The following is a 16,651-nucleotide window of genomic DNA, read 5'->3' as shown; positions in this document are numbered from 1 at the left end:
GACCCGGCTCAGGGGTGGCTCAGGGCAAGGTCAGGGGCGGTCCCGCTGGCGCCCGACCGTGCTCCGGCCCTACCTTTCGGTGCGGCGCGGGTGATCAACACCCGCCCGACTCCACCGAAGGAATGGCAAGCGAGTGTTCCGCAACAGGGCTCTACCGGTACGGGCTGCGCGCCCGGCCTCCGACGGCGCGCCGGCGAGCGGAGGTGACGTGGTCCGGCTGATCGACGTGCACAAGACGTACCTCCGCGGCGACCACCGGGTGCGGGCGCTCGACGGGGTCGACGCCGGCTTCGCCGCGGGCACCTTCACCGCCATCATGGGCCCCTCCGGCTCGGGCAAGTCCACGCTGCTGCAGTGCGCGGCGGGCCTGGACCGGGTGGACACGGGCGAGGTCCTGCTCGACGGCGCGCCGCTGCACACGCTCCCCGAGCGCGCGCTGACCGAGCTGCGCCGCGAGCAGATGGGCTTCGTCTTCCAGTCCTTCAACCTGATACCGGCGCTGACCGCCCGCCAGAACGTCGAGCTGCCGCTGCGGTTCTCCGGGCGGCCGCTGGACCGCGCGGCGATCGACCGGGGGCTGGCCGAGGTCGGCCTCGCCGAGCGCGGGGAGCACCGGCCCGCCGAACTCTCCGGCGGCCAGCAGCAGCGGGTCGCGATCGCCCGGGCGCTGGTGACCAGACCCAAGGTCCTCTTCGCCGACGAGCCGACCGGCGCGCTGGACTCGACCACCGCGCGGGAGGTGCTGGCGCTGCTGCGCGGCGTCGTCGAGGAGCACGGGCAGACCGTGATCATGGTCACCCACGACCCGGTGGCCGCCTCGTACGCCCACCGGGTGGTGTTCCTCGCCGACGGCCGGGTGACCGGCGAGCTGCTGGAGCCGACGGCCGAGACGGTGGCGCTGCGGATGGCCGCGCTGGAGCCCCGGCACAACAGCACGGACCAGCGCGATGGCAGCAACCACCCCGACGGGACGGGCCCGTGCTGAGGATCGCCGTCGCCACCCTGCGCCACCGCCTGGCCGGCTTCCTGGGCGCCTTCGTCGCCCTCGCCCTCGGCACCACGATGGTCGGCATGATGACGCTGACCCTGGCGGCCACCTTCGGCACGCCGCACCCGGGCCCGCAGCGCTTCCAGGACGCCCGGACCGTGGTCGCGCCGCTGGGCTTCGAGGGGAACCCGATGAAGGCCCCGGCGGTCCTGCCACCGGAGCTGGTGGCGAAGCTCACCGCGGCCCGGGACGCCACCGCCGACCGCAGCTTCCCCGTCCGGCTGAGCACCGGTTCCGCGGGCACCACCGGGCACCCCTGGTCCTCCGCCGCCTTCGCCGGGTACCGGCTGACGGCCGGGCACGCGCCGCAGGCCGCCGACGAGATCGCCGTCGGCGGCGGCGACCGGTCCCTGATCGGGCGCCAGGCCGAGGCCGTCACGGCCGACGGCGCCGGCCGCTACCGGGTGGTCGGGGTCACCGACGGGCGCTGGTTCGAGGACGCCGTGTTCTTCGCCGACCCCGAGGCCCAGCGCCTCTCCCCCGGCGTCAACGCCCTGGTCACCGACCGCGGTCCGGAGCAGCTGTCCGCCCTGCTGGCCGGCCAGCAGGCCGTCGCCCTCACCGGGCAGGACCTCACCGGGATCGACCCGGACTCCAGCGGCGGCGCCGAGGCCCTGGCCAACGCCCAGGCGATGGCGGGCAGTACGACCGCACTCGCGCTGTGCGTGGCGGTGTTCGTGGTGATCGCGACCTTCGCCTTCGCCACCGAGCAGCGCCGCCGCGAGCTGGCGCTGATGCGGCTGGTCGGCGCCTCGCCCCGGCAGGTGCGGCGGATGGTGCTCGGCGAGGCGCTGCTGATCGGCCTGGCGGCCGCGTTCGTCGGCTGCCTCCTCGCCCCGCTGGGCGCCGTGCCGCTGCACTCCTGGATGCTCGACCACCATGTGGCACCCGGCTGGTTCACCGTCCCCCTCAACCCGCTGCCGCTGCTGGCCTCCTTCGTCGTCGGCGTGGCCGCGGCGCTGGCCGGCTCGGCCGCCACGCTCGTCCGGGTCTCGCTGATCCGGCCGGTGGAGGTGCTGCGGGAGAGCGCGGTGGAGCGCCGCGCAATGACGCCGGTGCGCTGGCTGCTGGGCACCGCCATGCTGGTCGGCGCGGTCGTCGCGGGGGTGGTCATCGCCCGCACCGAGCCGTACCTGGCGGCCAGCGCCCGCAAGTACGAGACCGTCCCGGTGCTGTACGTCGGCGCGGTCGCCCTGCTGGCGCCCGTCCTGCTGCGGCCGGTCACCCGGCTGCTGACCCGTCCGCTGCGCGCCTCGGCGAAGGCGGGCCCGCTGCTGGTGCGCGAGAACATCCTCACCTCCCGGCGGCGCACGGCCGCCACGGTGGCGCCGATCGTGGTGGCGGTCGGGCTGGTCGGCACCCTGCTGACGATACAGAAGTCCGGTGACGCCTCGGCGCTGGCCCGGCAGCGGCTGGAGGTGCACGCGGCCGGCGTGGTCGTCCCGAGCGGCTCGGGCTCCGGCGCCGGGCTCGACGCCCGGACGATGGAGCGGCTGGCGGCCGTTCCCGGGGTGAAGGTCACCCCGGTCACCACGATGAACGTCCGGATCGGCACCGCGGCCGGTGAGCAGCTCGACTCGCTGACCACCAGCGTCGTCCCGGCCACCGCCCTGGGCGGCACCGTCACCCCGCCCGTCCGCTCCGGCTCGCTCGCCGCCCCGCCGGAGGACTTCCTGGTCATCGACGAGCACGCGGCCCAGTCCGACGGCCTGGCAGCCGGGGACAGGGTGGTCGCGCTGCTGCCCACCGGTACCCGGGTCCCCGCCGTCATCACCGCGGTGGTCGCCCGCGGCCTGAACGGCGACGACGCCTACCTCTCCGCCGCCCTGACCGGCGCGACGGCGCCCACCCGGGTCTACCTCGACTCCCAGGCGGGCCCGGGCCGCCCGCTCGACGAGCGGCAGACCGCGGCGGTGGACCAGGCGCTGGCCGGCTCCGGCGCGCACCTGCTGAGCTACGACGCCTACCTGGCCGCCCAGCGCGACCGCGCCGCCCAGCAGACCGACAACGCCGCCGTGGTCGTCCTGGGCATCGCCCTGGCCTACTCGCTGATCGCGGTCGCCAACACCCTGGTGATGGCGATGGCCGGGCGACGCCGGGAGTTCGCCCTGCTCGGCCTGGCCGGCGCGGCGCGCGGCCAGATCGTGAAGGTGGCCGCGGCCGAGTCCGCCGTCGCGGTGGCGGTCGGCACCGTGCTCGCCGCCCTGGCGACCGGCCTCGCCGCGGTCACCCAACACGCCTCGCTGGACCGGCTGGTGGCCGGGGCGCCGACGGTGGTCCCGTGGCCGCAGATCCTCGCCACCGTCGCCCTCTGCGCCGTGGTCACCCTGGCCACCGCCGCGGGCGCCACCGGCCGGGAGACCCGCCACCGGGCCGTCGAGGCCGCGGGCGCCCGCGAGTAGCGCGGGCACCGGCCCCGCCCGGTGTGGCGGGGCCGGTGCCACGTCCTGCTGAATTGCGCGACACCAACCCCGGGTTGACCTCCCGACCCCGGCCGTTCTCCTACGATCGGGGCCCACACCGGATGCCGAGGACGGGGTTGGCGGCCATGACCGATGACAGCAGCGGGATCGACGAGTCCAGGCCCAGCATCGCCCGGGTCTACGACTACCTGCTCGGCGGCAAGGACAACTTCGCCGTCGACCGCGAGATCGGCGACTTCTTCCTCCGGGACCTGCCCGGCTCGGTGGCGATCGCCTTCGCCAACCGCCGGGCCCTGGTACGCGCGGTGGGCGCGATGGCCGACGCCGGAATCCGCCGGTTCATCGACCTGGGCAGCGGACTGCCGACCGCCGACAACGTGCACCAGGTCGCCCAACGGCACGCCCCCGACGCCCACGTGGTCTACGTCGACCACGATCCGATGGTGCTGGCCCACGGCCGCGCCCTGCTGGCCACCGACGACCGCACCGCCGTGGTCCAGGCCGACCTGCGCGAGCCGGAGACGATCCGGCAGGCCCCCGACGTCCAGCGCCTGATCGACTTCGACCAGCCGGTGGGACTGCTGTTCAGCGCCGTCCTGCACCACCTCAACGACGACGAACGGCCCGCCGAGCTGGTCCGCTGGTGGGCGGAGCGGCTGCCCCCGGGCAGCCTGGTGTACATCTCGCACTTCCGCTCCGGCGCGAACGAGGAGACCCGGCTCGCCGAGCGCAAGCTCCAGGACAGCTTCGGCCGCGGCCGCTGGCGCACCGACGAGGAGATCCTCGGCCTGTTCGGCGACCGCCTCGAACTGCTCCAACCGGGCCTGCTCCCCTGCCGGTCGTGGCACCCTCAGCCTGCCTCCGGCGAGGAGGCGGCCGAAGTCCTCGCGGATGAAGAGGAGTTGACGGTGTGGGACCAGCTGATCGCCTGCGGGCTGGCCCGCCGGCCCTGACCCTCGGAAACGCCGCGACCCCCTTCGCGATCGGCTAGGGTCCGTCCGGCGCGAAGGGGGGTGCACCCGGGGCCGGTGGCACGCGGCCCCGGGTGGGTCTAGGCGGTCACTGCCCGGGCTTGCGACCGTGGTTGGACTTCTTCTTCCGCCGGGCCTTCTTCTTGCGGGCGCGCTTGGACATCGTTCGGTTCCTCGTGCTCTTCGGGTGGTGGGCGGGGTTCAGGCGGCCCGGCCGACCAGCTGGTCGGCGAGCTTGGCCAGGCGCTTCTGCGAGCGCTCCTCCTGGGCGGCCTGCGCCGTCGGCGCGGCGAGACCGCCGTCGTAGTAGGCGCCGTTGACGACCTCGACGTCCGGCAGGCAGAGCCGGACCACGGCCGCCGCGCCCTCCGCCGCCGGCGCGCCGGCCCGCCCGTAGAGCGGCAGCAGCGCGGTCTCGCACAGGCCCGGGTTGAGGCTGACGGCGGTGATGCCGGAGCCGGTCGGGGCCATCTCGGCGGTCGCCATGGTGAGCGCCAGCTGCGACTGGGCGTAGGCGGCGACCCGGGAGTACTTCTTCACCCGGTGCGGGTCCGACCAGTTCATCGACGCGGTGCGGTGCAGCGAGGAGGACACGTTGACGATCCGGGCGTCGCCGGCCGCCGAGAGCGGGGCCCGCAGCAGCTTGGACAGCAGGTGCGCGGCGAGGAAGTTGACCTGCAGCGAGACCTCGTTGCCGTCGTCGGTGAGGGTGCAGCGCTCGGGCGCCATCGCGGCGGCGTTGTTCACCAGCAGGTCGAGCGCCGGGTAGTGCTTGACGACCGTGCCGGCCAGCACCGCGACCTCCGACAGCTTGGTGAAGTCGGCTGCCAGCTCCACGAGTTGGTCCCGCCGGGCACCGGCGGCGACCAGGCGCTCCACGGCGTCCTCGGCCTCGGCGGTGGTCCTGGCGTGCACCAGGACGGTCGCGCCCAGGCCGGAGAGGAGCCGGGCGGTCTCCCAGCCGATGCCGGAGGAGGCGCCGGTGACGAGGGCGGTGCGGGCGGACAGAACAGCGTCGGACATGACCCATCCAAGGGTGGCAGGGCACCGGCGGGGTGCGGAGGCGGGACGGCGCACGGCCGCCCGCCCCGGGGCCGCCGGTGCGGAGAGGAAGGTGGTGCGAAATGGAGAGGTGGTGCGAAGGACCGCTCACCCGCCCCCGCCCTCGGAGCCGATCGGGGCGGGGAACGGGTGGCGGTGATCGGCACGGGCCCGGTGAACGGAGCCCGGCCCGTGCGCGCGGCCGGTGACCAGCGGGAAGGAGCTGGGGACTACCGGACGGCGGTGGCGACCGCGACCGCGACGACGATCCGCGGCCGGCTATGCGGCGGGCGGTCGTGGTGGCGTGTCGAGCGGTGCATGTCGTCCATCAAAGCCCGCGCGGATGCCCGGGGCAAGCTCCGTCACCCTCCCTGACGAACCCCTGACGCTCCCCTGACGCCCCGGGCCCGGCGCCGGCGGCCCCCGCTCCCCTCCGAGGACGTCGGCCGCCGCCAAGGACCCGTCAGCAAGCACCCCGCCGCCGCCAGGCTTTCGTCAACGGTCCGCGGCCCGCGGGCCCGCTCTGCCGTACTGGACGGATGTCCCTCCCGTACGCCCCGCCCGTTCCCCCCACCGACCGGTTCGCCGTCGAGCTGCCCGGCCCGAGCCTCCTGCCCGCCCACGTCACCCGCAGTGCCCACGGCGGCTGGTGGGCGGACGACCCCGGCACCGTCCGCGCGCTCCTGGTGCACTGCGGGCCGGAACGGCTGCTGCACGGTGACCCGGCGCGCCTGGACCCGGCGGTCCTGGCCCGGTACGGACGGGGGCAGTTCCACGCACCGGAGCGCTTCCTGCCGCTGCTCGGGCGGACCTTCACCCACCTCACCCCGTGGGTGCGCGTGCTGCACGTCCACGCCGAGCGGCCCCGGCCGGTATCCCGGCACACCGCGGCCTGGGTCCGCCCGCTGGGCGCGGCCGACGAAGCCCACCTCGACCGCTTCGCCCGGCGCTCCACCACCGCCGGCCGCACCGCCGGTCCGCACTGGACCGCCGAGACCTGGGGTAGCCACCGCGCCCTCGCCGCGAGCGGCTTCGCCTGGGGCGCCTTCCTCGGCCCGTACCTGGCCTCGCTGGTGTGCGGCTACCTCGTCGGCCACGAGCACCTGGACCTCGCGGTCGCCACCGACCCGGCCTTCCGCCGCCTCGACCTGGCACTCGCCTGCGTCCACGCCGCCACCGCCGCGGCCCACGCCCGGGGGCTCACCCCGACCTGGTCGGCGCCCCGCAGCAACCACGCCAGCCGGGCCCTCGCCGAGGCGGCCGGCTTCCGCCCGGTGCGCCAGGAGCTGGTGCACTGGGCGGGCCCGGCGCTCACCGGCTGACGGGTCCGGGCCCGGCGCTCACCGGCTGACGGTCGGTCACGGCCGCCGTCCTCACTCCGGTGCCCGGGCCAGGCCGATCACGTACACGGTGCCGCCCCCGGCGGCCGGCTCGACGGCCAGTCCGCCGTGCATGGCCTCCACGAAGCCCCGCGCCACCACCGGCCCGTCGCCCTCCCCCTGGCCCGTCCCGTCGCCCCGGACGGTCACCCGTACCTCCACCCGGTCGGCCACCACCCCGGCGTCGACCAGAACCTCCGGGGCACCCGCCGACCCGGCTCCCGCCAGGACGTCCGCGAACGCCCTGGTCAGCAGCCCGGGGTCGGCGAGCACCCGGGGCAGCCCCGGTGCCAGGTCGACCCGCACGCCCGGGACGCCCTCGACGGCCGCCCGCACCGGCTCGGCCACCGCGGTCGGCCGCAGCACCACCGGCATCGCCCCGGCCCGCAGCCGGCTCAGGTCCAGCAGGTCGGCGACCACCCGCTCCATCCGCGCCGCCTCGGCGCCGATCCGCTGCCCGGCCGGCCCCGGCAGCCGCCCGGCCTCCCGCCGCACCGTCGCCACCGGCGCGCGCAGCTCCCGCCCGAGCGCGTCCAGCAGCGCGCCGTGCAGGGCGTCGGTGCGGGCCAGCTCCTCGGCCGCCGCGGCCCGGGCCGCCAGCCGCTCGCGTTCCCGGACCAGTTTGAGCTGGGTGGTGTACGGGCCCAGCAACCGGGTGTCCTCCTCGGTGAGCGGGGTGCCGCGCAGCACGAGCACCGCGCCGTCGCCGAGGTCGACGGTGAAGGACGCCTCGTCCGGGCGCAGCGGCGCCTCCGCCCCGGCTGCGGCCGCCGGCTGCCACAGCGCACCGGTGCGGACCAGCACGGCGGCGCCGTCCAGTCCGAACACCTGACGCAGCTCCGCGACCAGATCGGGCAGCACCCGCGGCCCGGACTCCACCGTCTCCCCCGCCAGTCTGGCGAGCACGGCCGCCTCCGCCCGCGCCCGGCCGGCCTGTTGCGAGCGCCGGGTCAGGCCGTCGATCAGGTGGGCGATCACCGCGGCCACCGCGAGGAACAGCAGCAGGGCCGCGAGGTCGGCGCCGCGTTCCACTGTCAGGCTGTGCCAGGGCGTGGTGAAGAAGTAGTCCGCCGCCAGCGCCCCGGCCGCGGTGGCTCCGGCGGCCGGCAGCAGCCCGCCGAGCCGGGCCGTCCCCGCCACGGCGAGCAGCAGGCACAGCAGCACCCCGGACAGGCCGAGCTGATACCGCAGCGGGGACAGCGCCCAGACCAGCGCGACCACCCCGGCCGGTCCGACCAGCCAGGCCAGCCGGCGCCGCGGGGGCGGGACCAGCGCGGGGCGCCGGCGTCTGGGCTCGGGCGGGACGGTCAACAGTCCGGGCTCGCGCGGCGGCAGGACCCGGACGTCGATCGGGCCGGCCAGCCGGATCACCCGGTTGATCACCGAGCCGTGGAGGAGTTCGCGCAGCTTGCTGCGGCCGGTCGGCCCGAGCAGGATCTGGGTGGCGCTCTCCGTCCGGGCGAACTCCACCAGGGTGCGGGCCACGTCGTCGCCGCTCACCTCGACGAAGCTGCCGCGCAGCTCCTGCAGCAGCACCCGCTGCGCGGCCAGGCCGGGCGGCTCGTGGAGCGCCGTGCCGTCGTCCAGCCGGACGTGCACCCCGATCAGGTCCGCGTGCACCCGGGAGGCCGTCCGGGCCCCGCGGCGGATCAGGTGCTCGCCCTGCGGGGCGCCGTTCAGCCCGACGACGATCCGCTCCTTGGTCTCCCACGGCGCCCGGATGCCGTGCCGGGCGCGGTAGTCGGCGAGTTCCTCCTCCACCCGGTCGGCGAGCCAGAGCAGCGCCAGCTCGCGCAGGGCGCCGAGGTTGCCGGCCCGGAAGTAGTGGTCCAGCGCCACGTCGATCCGGTCCGGCGGGTAGACCTCGCCGCGGGCCATCCGGGTGCGCAGCGCCTCCGGGCTCAGGTCGACCAGTTCGATCCGGTCGGCGGCCCGGACCACCCCGTCGGGGATGGTCTCGCGCTGGGCGACGCCGGTGATCTCCTCGACGACGTCGTTGAGGCTCTCCAGGTGCTGGATGTTGAGCGTGGTCGCCACGTCGATCCCGGCGTCCAGCAGCTCCCGCACGTCCTGCCAACGCTTCTTGTGCCGCCCGCCGGGCACGTCGGTGTGGGCGAGTTCGTCCACCAGCGCGAGTTGCGGGCGGCGTGCCAGCAGGGCGTCCACGTCCAGCTCGGACTGTTCGGTGCCCCGGTACGGGACGGCCCGCCGTGGCAGCACCGGCAGGTCCCCCAACTGCTCCGCGGTACCGCGCCGGCCGTACGTCTCCACCAGGCCGACCACCACGTCCACGCCCTCGCCGCGCAGCCGCCGGCCCTCCCGCAGCATCGCGTACGTCTTGCCGACCCCCGGCGCGGCCCCCAGGAACACCCGCAGCTTCCCGCTCACCGTCCGCAGGCTAGGCGACCGGGCCGTCCGCGCCCGGCATCCGCTCCCGGGTGTCCCTCCTTCGGTCCAGCCGCCGGCTTGCGGTGGACGGCGGACGCGCGACGGCCCGCGCCCCGGGGGTGCCGGGACGCGGGCCGTCGGACGTGGTTCAGCGGGGCGTCAACGGCCTTGGAGGGACTTGACGTTGTCGCCGAAGGTCCAGCCCTTCGAGCCGTCCCAGTTGAGCGACCAGGTCATCAGCCCCTTCAGCGCGCCGCCGAAGGCGCTCCAGGACTGGCCGACCGAGCCCGGGTCCAGGTAGCCGCCGCCCGCGCCGGGCTGGGCCGGGAGGCCGGGCACCTGCTTGTCGTACGGGACGGTGACGGTGGTTCCCTGGATGGTCAGGCCGTTGTTCAGGCAGGTGGTCTGGACGGTGAAGCCCTGGACGGTGCCGGCCTGGTAGGAGTCGCCGGAGCAGCCGTACATGCTGCCGTTGTAGTACTGCATGTTCAGCCACCACAGCTGCCCGTTGTCGGCGTACTTCTTGATGATCGGCAGGTAGGCGCCCCAGATCGAGCCGTAGGTGACGCTCCCGCCGGTGACATACGCGGTTTCCGGGGCCATCGTCAGGCCGAAGCCCGCGGGCATCCGGGCCAGCACGCCGTCGATGATGCGCATCAGGTTGGCCTGGGAGGCGGACGGCGTCCTGATGTCGCCGCTGCCGGACAGGCCGGTCTCGATGTCGATGTCGATCCCGTCGAAGTTGTACTTCTTCAGGATCGGGACGACGGTCGCCACGAACCGGTCGGCGACGGTGCTGGAGCTCAGGTCGATGCCGGCGGCGGCGCCGCCGATCGACATCAGGATCGTCGCGCCGGCCGCCTTGGCCTGGCACATCTCGGCGGGGGTCGAGACCTTGACGTTGGCGTCCATGCCGTCCTGCCACAGGACGGTGCCGTCGGAGAGGATCACCGGGAAGGCGGCGTTGATGACGTTGTAGCCGTGCGCGGCGATCCGGCTGTCGGTGATGGGCACCCAGCCCAGGCCCGGGTGGACGCCGTTGGCCGCGCCGTCCCAGTTCTCCCAGTAGCCCTGGAGGACCTTGCCCGAGGGCCGGGGCTTGGTGGGGCAGGTGTCGCCGCCGGGCGGGGGCGTGGTCGGCGGGGGCGTGGTCGGCGGCGCGCTCGTGGGCGGGGGCGTGGTCGGCGGCGCGGAGGTGGGCGGCGCGCTGGTCGGCGTGGCGGTCGGTGTGGGACTGCTGCCGCCGGGGCCGGTGAGCGACACGTCGTCCGCGTAGTAGGCGGGCTGCCCGTACCAGCCGTGCAGGTAGACCGTCACCGAGGTGGTGCCGGGCCCGGTGGTGAAGCCGACGTCGAGCCGGCCGTACGAAGCGTTGCCGGGCGTCCAGGTGGACGGGTCGCTGCCGGCGCCGGTGCCGGTGGCACCCAGGTAGACGTAGCTGCCCTGGACGTAAGCGCTCAGCGTGTACTGGGAGTTGGGCTGCACACTGATGGTCTGGGAGCACTGGGCGGTGTCCTGGCCAGTCGGTGTGGCTTGGAGCGCGGCGGCGCCGGAGTGCACCGGGCCGGCGACCACCGCAGCGGTGCCGGCGGAGCAGGTCCAACCGGAGAGTCCGCTCTCGAAGCCGGGGTTGGCCACCAGGTTGGGGGTGGCGGCTCCGGCGGTGACGGAGCCGGCCACCGCGATGCCCGCGCCGATCAGGGCGGCTGCGCTCACCCCCGCGAGGGAGCGGGTCAGGACGGTCGACCGGTGCGGGGCGGGGCCGGTCCGGTGCGCCGTCGCGCGCACCGGGGTGGGGCGGAAACCGCCCGGCGGACGGGGAGTTCGTGGCCTCCGACGGAACATGCTGCGCTCCCTTCCCGCCGGGCGCCATGGACATGACCGACGCGTGGGGGCGTGACGCCCGGCTCTGGGTGAGGTGGGGGACATGTGGGGCTGTGCCGGACCGGATCGTAGGAGGGAAGCCAGAGTTGGTCAATAGGTCTGGACCAATGAGGTCTGGACCAATCCCGAAAGGCGGCATCGCGCGCTCCGGACTTTGCCTTTACTTGACCATTCTTTAGGATTCTTTTAATGTCTTGGCCGTTAATGATCACGGGTCACGCCCCCACAGGCGAGGGGCCGATCCCCGACGCAAGGACATCCATGTCGTCGATACGACACAGACACCGCCGGGCCGCCGCGGCCGGAGGCGTCTCGGCCCTGGCGGCGCTCGCGCTGCTCGGCTCGTCCGTTCCCGCCCTGGCCGACGAGGGGGACGCGGCCGCCGTGCGCGAGGCCGCGCCGGGCGCCACCCGGGTCGGAACGCCCCTGGGCGGGCCGGTCACCGAAGGCGCCACCGCCGAATCCGCGCTGCTCGCGGCGGAGGTGTTCGGCCGTCGGGTGGAGGTGCTGGACCGCCGGACCGAGACCTCGACCACCTGGGCCGACCCGGAGGGAACGCTCACCACCGAGGTCAGCGCCGGCCCCGTGCGGATGCTCGAGGACGGCCGCTGGGTCGACGTGGACGCCACCCTGCGGCGCCGGGCCGACGGCGGGATCGCCCCCGAGGCCCACCCGAACCACCTGCGGCTGGCCGGCGCCGGCGGCGCCAAGGCCCGTTCGGCGCGAGCCGCGGCCGAGGCCCCGGCCTCCGCCGCGCGCGACCTGATCACCCTGGGCACCGGCGAGCGGAGGATCGGGGTGCAGTGGAAGGGCGGCCTGCCGGCGCCCGTCCTGGACGGGACCAGGGCGACCTACCCGGACGCCGTGCCCGGGGCCGACCTGGTGGTGGACGCCACCCGCACCGGCTTCGAGCAGTTCCTCACCCTCAAGCAGCGCCCCGCGGGCGACCTCGCGCCGATGACGCTGCCGCTGAAGCTCCCCGGCCTGCGGGCGGTCCAGCAGGACGACGGCTCGGTGGTGTTCAGCGAGCGCGGCAGCGGCGAGCCGGTCGCCACCATGCCCGCGCCGGTGATGTGGGACGCCCAGGTCGACGAGCGGTCCGGTGAGCGCAAGCGCAGTGCCCGGGTGCCGATGACAGTGGCCCAGGACGGCGACACCGTCGAACTGCGGCTCACCCCCGACCCGGCGTTCCTGGCCGACCCGGCGACGCAGTACCCGGTGACCGTCGACCCGGCCACCGACACCCTCTCCGTCATGTTCGACACCTTCGCCCAGGGCGGCGACACCACCGACCAGTCGGCGTCCACCGACCTCAAGCTGGGCTGGCCCGGCGACTACGCCGGCACCACCAAGCGCACCGCCCGCTCCTTCCTCACCTGGGAGACCGGGCAGTTCGCCGACGCGCTCGTCACCGACGCCAAGCTGGAGCTGTACAACTACCACTCCTGGTCCTGCGAGAAGCGCGGCTGGGAGGTCTGGGCCGCCGACCCCGCGGACACCTCCACCCGCTGGACCAAGCAGCCCGCCCTCAAGCAGAAGTTCGCCACCTCCACCGAGACCCGCGGCAGCGCCTGCGGCAACGCCGGCTGGGTGGGTGCGGACGTGACCGAGCTGGCGAAGACCTGGGCGAGCGCCAGGGCCGCGACCGGTTCGGTGGCGCTGAAGGCCGTCGACGAGTCCGACACCTACGCCTGGAAGCGGTTCCACTCCTCGGAGAGCACCGAGGACAAGACCCCCAAGCTGACCGTCACCTTCAACTACCGCCCCAAGAACGGCAGCAACCTCCAGGCCGGCCCGCCCTTCCACAGCGAGGGCGGCGTCTACAAGGTCGACAGCCTGACCCCGACGCTGCGTTTCACCACCGAGGACGTCAACGAGGACGACCAGGTCCAGGGCACCTTCGAGGTCAAGGACAAGACGACCGGCGAGGTCGTCGCGCTCTTCAACTCCGGCTTCGTGCGCGCCGGCGGGACCGCCTCCGCCGCCGTCCCGGCCGGCAAGCTCACCAGCGGCCGCGCCTACACCTTCCGGACCACCACCTACGACGGCCTGCACTACGCCAACGGCTGGTCGGAGCCGGTGACCTTCACCGTGGACACCGCGTGGAAGCCGGGCCCGGCCCTGGACGCCCTCGGCGCGGCCAACTCCGTGCTGGACGCCGCCGACCTCACCCCGGCCGCCACCAGCGACAGCCGGTACGCGGCGATCGCCGAGACGGCCACCGGCACGGTCACCGTGCCGCGCGACCCGAAGGAGCCCACCCGGGTCAAGCCGGACGACATCGCCGCCGTCGGCATCGGCTCGGCCGCCCAGCAGCGGCAGGGCGTGAACCTCGGCGGCAGCGTGGTCTACGCCGACGCCGCCTCCCCGGTGGACACCGTGGTCCAGCCCACCCTGGCGGGCGGCAGCCGCACCCTCCAGGTCATCAAGAACGCGAACGCGCCGCGTGAGTACCGGGTGCCGGTGAGCCTGGCCCCGGGCGCCACCCTGCGGCAGGATCCGGACGGCTCGGTGGTGATCGTCCCGGCGAACCCGGACGAGCCGATCGCCTCCATCCGCGCCCCCTGGGCGAAGGACGCCCGGGGCAACGACGTCCCCACCTCCTACCGGCTCGAGGGCGACACTCTGGTGCAGCGGGTGGACTTCACCGCGGCCACGGCCTTCCCGGTGGTCGCCGACCCCTGGTGGAACCCGTTCAGCTGGAACTGGCGCAAGGCCGGCAAGGTGGTGAAGAGCGCCGCCAAGAAGTGCGGCATGGGCGCGCTCTCGGCGTACGTCCCCGTCCAGGCCCACCACGTCAGCGTCAACATCCAGCGGGCCCGCAACGGGCTGCGGATGGTGAAGTTCGCGGGCGGCCCCTGGGGCTACGTCACGGTCGCCGGGGCCGGCTGCCTGATCGGCCAGCTGTCATGAGCGGCGGGCGGCGCCGCCCGACGGGCCTGCCCCGGCTGATGCGCCTGGCGGGTCTGACCGGTCGGTACGGTCCCGCCGGCCGTCGGGCCGCGGCCGTGGACCTGGCCGTGCTGCTGGCCGTGCTGGTCGCCACCGCCCTGGTCTGCCGCGGCCTGGGGCTCGGCACCTGGCTCGCGATCCTGCTCGGCGGCTGCGCGGGCGCCGCCACCACGCGCCTGGGCCTCGGCGCGCGCCTGGTCCGCCGCGGCCGGGACTGAGCGCGGGGGCGGTGCCGGGGTTCGCCCGGTACCGCCCCCTGGCCGTCCCGCGGCCGCTCAGAGCAGCACCGCTGCCGTCACGGTGGTCGCCGCAAGCACGAGGACCATCAGCACGTGGAGCACCACGTCCCGCCCGGTCGAGTGCCGCTCGGCGGCCGGATCCAGGGTGAACTCGGCGGGATTCGCGACGAGATGATGGACCGTCATCTCACGCCCGTAGGCATTGGCCGGGTCCGCCAGATGGGCGGTGCAGTAGACCGTGACGGCCGCGCCGGCCCGGGTGGTGAAGGACACCACCGGGGTGATGGTGGTCGAGACGTGGCCGTCGTCGTCGAGGCTGGTGTCCTTGAGGACCGCGACCACCCGCCCCGGCACCGCCTCCATCGCGGCCAGTTCCCCGAGGCGGTCGTTCTTCTCCCGTACCGCCCCGGGGAGTTGGAGGAGCCCGGCGAAGGCCCACGGGCCGGCGAAGCCGATCAGCGCCCACGGCCACCCCCAGCGGAGCGAGGCCAGGGCCACCAGCCCGGCGTAGACCAGGAAGAGCGCGAAGGCCGGCCGGCCCAGTCCGCGGGCGGGGCCCTCGGGGATCCCGGAGAAGCGGTAGGCGTGCGGCCTGCCCCGTGGGTGGCTGATCCCGATCTCCCGGCCCTCCCAAGCGGCGGTGATCATCTCGCCGCGGTCGCCGTCGTTGGTCACGACGACCTCCACCCCCGAGGCCGGGTCACGGTAGGAGACGACCACCGGGATCCCGCCCTTCCGGGACCCGCCGTGCCGGGGCTGCGTCACCCGCACGATCCGCCCCGTCAGCCGGACCCTCCGTTGGGCCGCGGTCACCCCGGCCAGCGACCGGCCCAACCCGACCACTGCAACCACCGCCCAGAGCGCGCACCACAGCAGCAGCACCCCGTCCCACCCCATCGCACCCCTCCTCCTGTTCCGCTCAACCGCCGCTGCGCCGCAGCACTTCGCCCCGTCCGTCCGCCTCCAGCGTCCCGGCGCCCCCGTCGCCGGCCACCACGACCCTGAGCGTCAGCGCGCCGGTGAGCCCGTCGGCGGTCAGCTGCCAGCTCTTCGGGGCCCGGACGCCGAGGGTGTTCCGGGCCTCCTCCACCAGGCCGGGGACCCGGTCGTACGGCAGGGAGCGCGGGTCGAACCCGGGGCTCGGCCCGCCGGCGGGCGCGAAGACGACGGTCAGCAGGCGGTCCTGCACCACGACGGCGAGTGCCCGGCGTTGTTCCGTGCCCCCGGTCAACGACTCGACGGCCTTGCGCAGTTCGCCCTGGTCGAGCAGGGACTGCCCCGGCCCGAGGGCGACCGTGCCGGTCGCCGAGGTCACGGTGACCGTGGTGGACGACGAGGAGGAGGAGGACGTGACGGCCGGCCCCGACGCACCGTTCCCGTCCTCGACCGCCGCGAACAGCTCGGTGCGGAAGAGCAGGAGCACGACGGCCGCGCCGAGCAGCAGGCCGAGGACGGTGAGCAGACCGCCCGCGCAGCCCGACGAGCCCTCCTCCCGCGACGCCGGACCGGGCACCGAGTCCAACCGCGCCCCGGCCACCCGGCGCTCCCACTCCGGCGTCGGCCGCTTCACGATCCGCGCCTTCCACGGCCGGTCCGGCGGGTACTCCACCACCACGACCCCGCGCGGCCGGTAGTCGGGGAGTTCGACCAGGTTGATCTCCTGCCGGATCCTGACGCGGAAGGCGGGCGCGCCGTCCGGCACCACACTCAGCTCGAACCGCACCGGTACATCGCTGGCCTCGCCCCCGACGGCCTCCAGTCCCTCGATCAGCGCGAGCGCGGTGCGCGGCACGACGGCGGCCTCCCGGACCCGGCGCGGCAGCGTGGCGAGGAACACCGCCAGGCCGTAGGCGGCGGACAGCGCGGGCCCCAGGGCGATCAGCGACGCCTTCCCGATGACGCATCCGCCGATGAAGGCGGCCAGGGACGCCCCGATCACACCACCCGTCAGGAAGCCCCGGGCGAGGTTGGACGGCGCGTCCTGCGTGGGCGGAGCGCCCGCGGCTGTCGTCATGCGGCCGATTGTGCACGCCGGGGGCAACGGCCGACAGTCCCACGGGTGACCAGGACGATCACAAACCGATCACAACTCCCGCCACCCGAAGCCCTCTTGGTGACGTCCACGGCGCCGTCGCGTCCGGCTGTCCCCTGTTCACAATTGCTTGTACCTTGAGCCGATCGAACAGTTCTGAGCAGAGTGGGAGACGCGCGTGACCGTCATGGATCGCACCGCCCTGTCCGGCGCCCGGCTCGTCCTGCCCGGCGGCGTCGTCGACGGCGACCGCCTGACCGTCGAAGGCACCCGGATCGCAGGCCTCGGCGGGCA

12 protein-coding genes are annotated in these 16,651 nt (G+C 74.8%); 6 read left to right on the top strand and 6 right to left on the bottom strand.

What is annotated here, in order from left to right:
- Window positions 1-208: 208 nt before the first annotated feature.
- From ABTY61_RS39620 to ABTY61_RS39610, 3 genes are all read left to right on the top strand, one after another.
- Window positions 209-985: an ABC transporter ATP-binding protein gene (locus ABTY61_RS39620; RefSeq protein ID WP_350510083.1), complete on the top strand. Its 777-nt coding sequence runs from the start codon at window positions 209-211 to the stop codon at window positions 983-985.
- Entirely contained in the window at window positions 979-3,450 is a 2,472-nt protein-coding gene (locus tag ABTY61_RS39615) for an ABC transporter permease (protein ID WP_350510082.1), read from the top strand. Before ABTY61_RS39620 ends, ABTY61_RS39615 begins: the two co-directional genes overlap by 7 nt.
- Window positions 3,451-3,596: 146 nt before the next feature.
- On the top strand, window positions 3,597-4,424 hold the full coding sequence (locus ABTY61_RS39610) for an SAM-dependent methyltransferase (RefSeq protein WP_350510081.1): 828 nt from the start codon (window positions 3,597-3,599) through the stop codon (window positions 4,422-4,424).
- Between the two features lie 106 nt (window positions 4,425-4,530).
- Here the strand turns inward: ABTY61_RS39610 and ABTY61_RS42115 are convergent, their stop codons facing one another.
- Window positions 4,531-4,605 carry a 50S ribosomal protein bL37 gene (locus tag ABTY61_RS42115; protein WP_465617425.1) on the bottom strand — a complete coding sequence of 25 codons (75 nt, stop codon included), beginning with the start codon at window positions 4,603-4,605 and terminating at the stop codon, window positions 4,531-4,533.
- 38 nt (window positions 4,606-4,643) lie between these two features.
- Window positions 4,644-5,465 (bottom strand): SDR family NAD(P)-dependent oxidoreductase, encoded by an 822-nt coding sequence (locus ABTY61_RS39605; RefSeq protein WP_350510080.1) that lies wholly within the window; start codon window positions 5,463-5,465, stop codon window positions 4,644-4,646.
- A gap of 557 nt (window positions 5,466-6,022) precedes the next feature.
- On the opposite strand from ABTY61_RS39605, the gene ABTY61_RS39600 reads away from it, so the two are divergent.
- Window positions 6,023-6,805 carry a GNAT family N-acetyltransferase gene (locus ABTY61_RS39600; protein ID WP_350510079.1) on the top strand — a complete coding sequence of 261 codons (783 nt, stop codon included), beginning with the start codon at window positions 6,023-6,025 and terminating at the stop codon, window positions 6,803-6,805.
- 51 nt (window positions 6,806-6,856) lie between these two features.
- Here the strand turns inward: ABTY61_RS39600 and ABTY61_RS39595 are convergent, their stop codons facing one another.
- Together ABTY61_RS39595 and ABTY61_RS42110 are read right to left on the bottom strand one after the other, a co-directional pair.
- Window positions 6,857-9,250: a DUF4118 domain-containing protein gene (locus tag ABTY61_RS39595; protein WP_350510078.1), complete on the bottom strand. Its 2,394-nt coding sequence runs from the start codon at window positions 9,248-9,250 to the stop codon at window positions 6,857-6,859.
- A gap of 159 nt (window positions 9,251-9,409) precedes the next feature.
- A complete protein-coding gene (locus ABTY61_RS42110) occupies window positions 9,410-10,966 on the bottom strand; it encodes a carbohydrate binding domain-containing protein (protein WP_502895517.1) in 1,557 nt (518 codons plus the stop codon).
- A 429-nt stretch (window positions 10,967-11,395) separates the two neighbouring features.
- Between ABTY61_RS42110 and ABTY61_RS39580 the strand changes: the two genes are divergently transcribed.
- Complete coding sequence (locus ABTY61_RS39580; protein WP_350510077.1) at window positions 11,396-14,047, top strand: DNRLRE domain-containing protein; 2,652 nt, start codon at window positions 11,396-11,398, stop codon at window positions 14,045-14,047.
- Complete coding sequence (locus tag ABTY61_RS39575) at window positions 14,044-14,304, top strand: hypothetical protein (RefSeq protein WP_350510076.1); 261 nt, start codon at window positions 14,044-14,046, stop codon at window positions 14,302-14,304. The genes ABTY61_RS39580 and ABTY61_RS39575 overlap by 4 nt, the downstream gene beginning before the upstream one ends.
- A gap of 57 nt (window positions 14,305-14,361) precedes the next feature.
- On the opposite strand, the gene ABTY61_RS39570 is transcribed toward ABTY61_RS39575, so the two are convergent.
- Window positions 14,362-15,222 (bottom strand): DUF3592 domain-containing protein, encoded by an 861-nt coding sequence (locus ABTY61_RS39570; RefSeq protein WP_350510075.1) that lies wholly within the window; start codon window positions 15,220-15,222, stop codon window positions 14,362-14,364.
- Window positions 15,223-15,244: 22 nt separating this feature from the next.
- Entirely contained in the window at window positions 15,245-16,339 is a 1,095-nt protein-coding gene (locus ABTY61_RS39565) for a hypothetical protein (protein ID WP_350510074.1), read from the bottom strand.
- Window positions 16,340-16,651: the final 312 nt, after the last annotated feature.

Origin of the sequence: Kitasatospora sp. NPDC096128 (genome assembly GCF_040303105.1) — a bacterium.
Lineage (GTDB): Bacteria > Actinomycetota > Actinomycetes > Streptomycetales > Streptomycetaceae > Kitasatospora.
The sequence above is the reverse complement of the archived record's forward strand: the minus strand, read 5'-3'. Positions and strand labels throughout refer to the sequence as shown.

What these genes read in the sequence shown, in the direction of transcription:
- ABTY61_RS39610 (WP_350510081.1), top strand. Translation starts at nt 3,597, where the DNA reads ATGACCGATGACAGCAGCGGGATCGACGAGTCCAGGCCCAGCATCGCC.
- ABTY61_RS39605 (WP_350510080.1), bottom strand. Translation starts at nt 5,465, where the DNA reads ATGTCCGACGCTGTTCTGTCCGCCCGCACCGCCCTCGTCACCGGCGCC.
- ABTY61_RS39600 (WP_350510079.1), top strand. Translation starts at nt 6,023, where the DNA reads ATGTCCCTCCCGTACGCCCCGCCCGTTCCCCCCACCGACCGGTTCGCC.
- ABTY61_RS39580 (WP_350510077.1), top strand. Translation starts at nt 11,396, where the DNA reads ATGTCGTCGATACGACACAGACACCGCCGGGCCGCCGCGGCCGGAGGC.
- ABTY61_RS39575 (WP_350510076.1), top strand. Translation starts at nt 14,044, where the DNA reads ATGAGCGGCGGGCGGCGCCGCCCGACGGGCCTGCCCCGGCTGATGCGC.
- ABTY61_RS39570 (WP_350510075.1), bottom strand. Translation starts at nt 15,222, where the DNA reads ATGGGGTGGGACGGGGTGCTGCTGCTGTGGTGCGCGCTCTGGGCGGTG.
- ABTY61_RS39565 (WP_350510074.1), bottom strand. Translation starts at nt 16,339, where the DNA reads ATGACGACAGCCGCGGGCGCTCCGCCCACGCAGGACGCGCCGTCCAAC.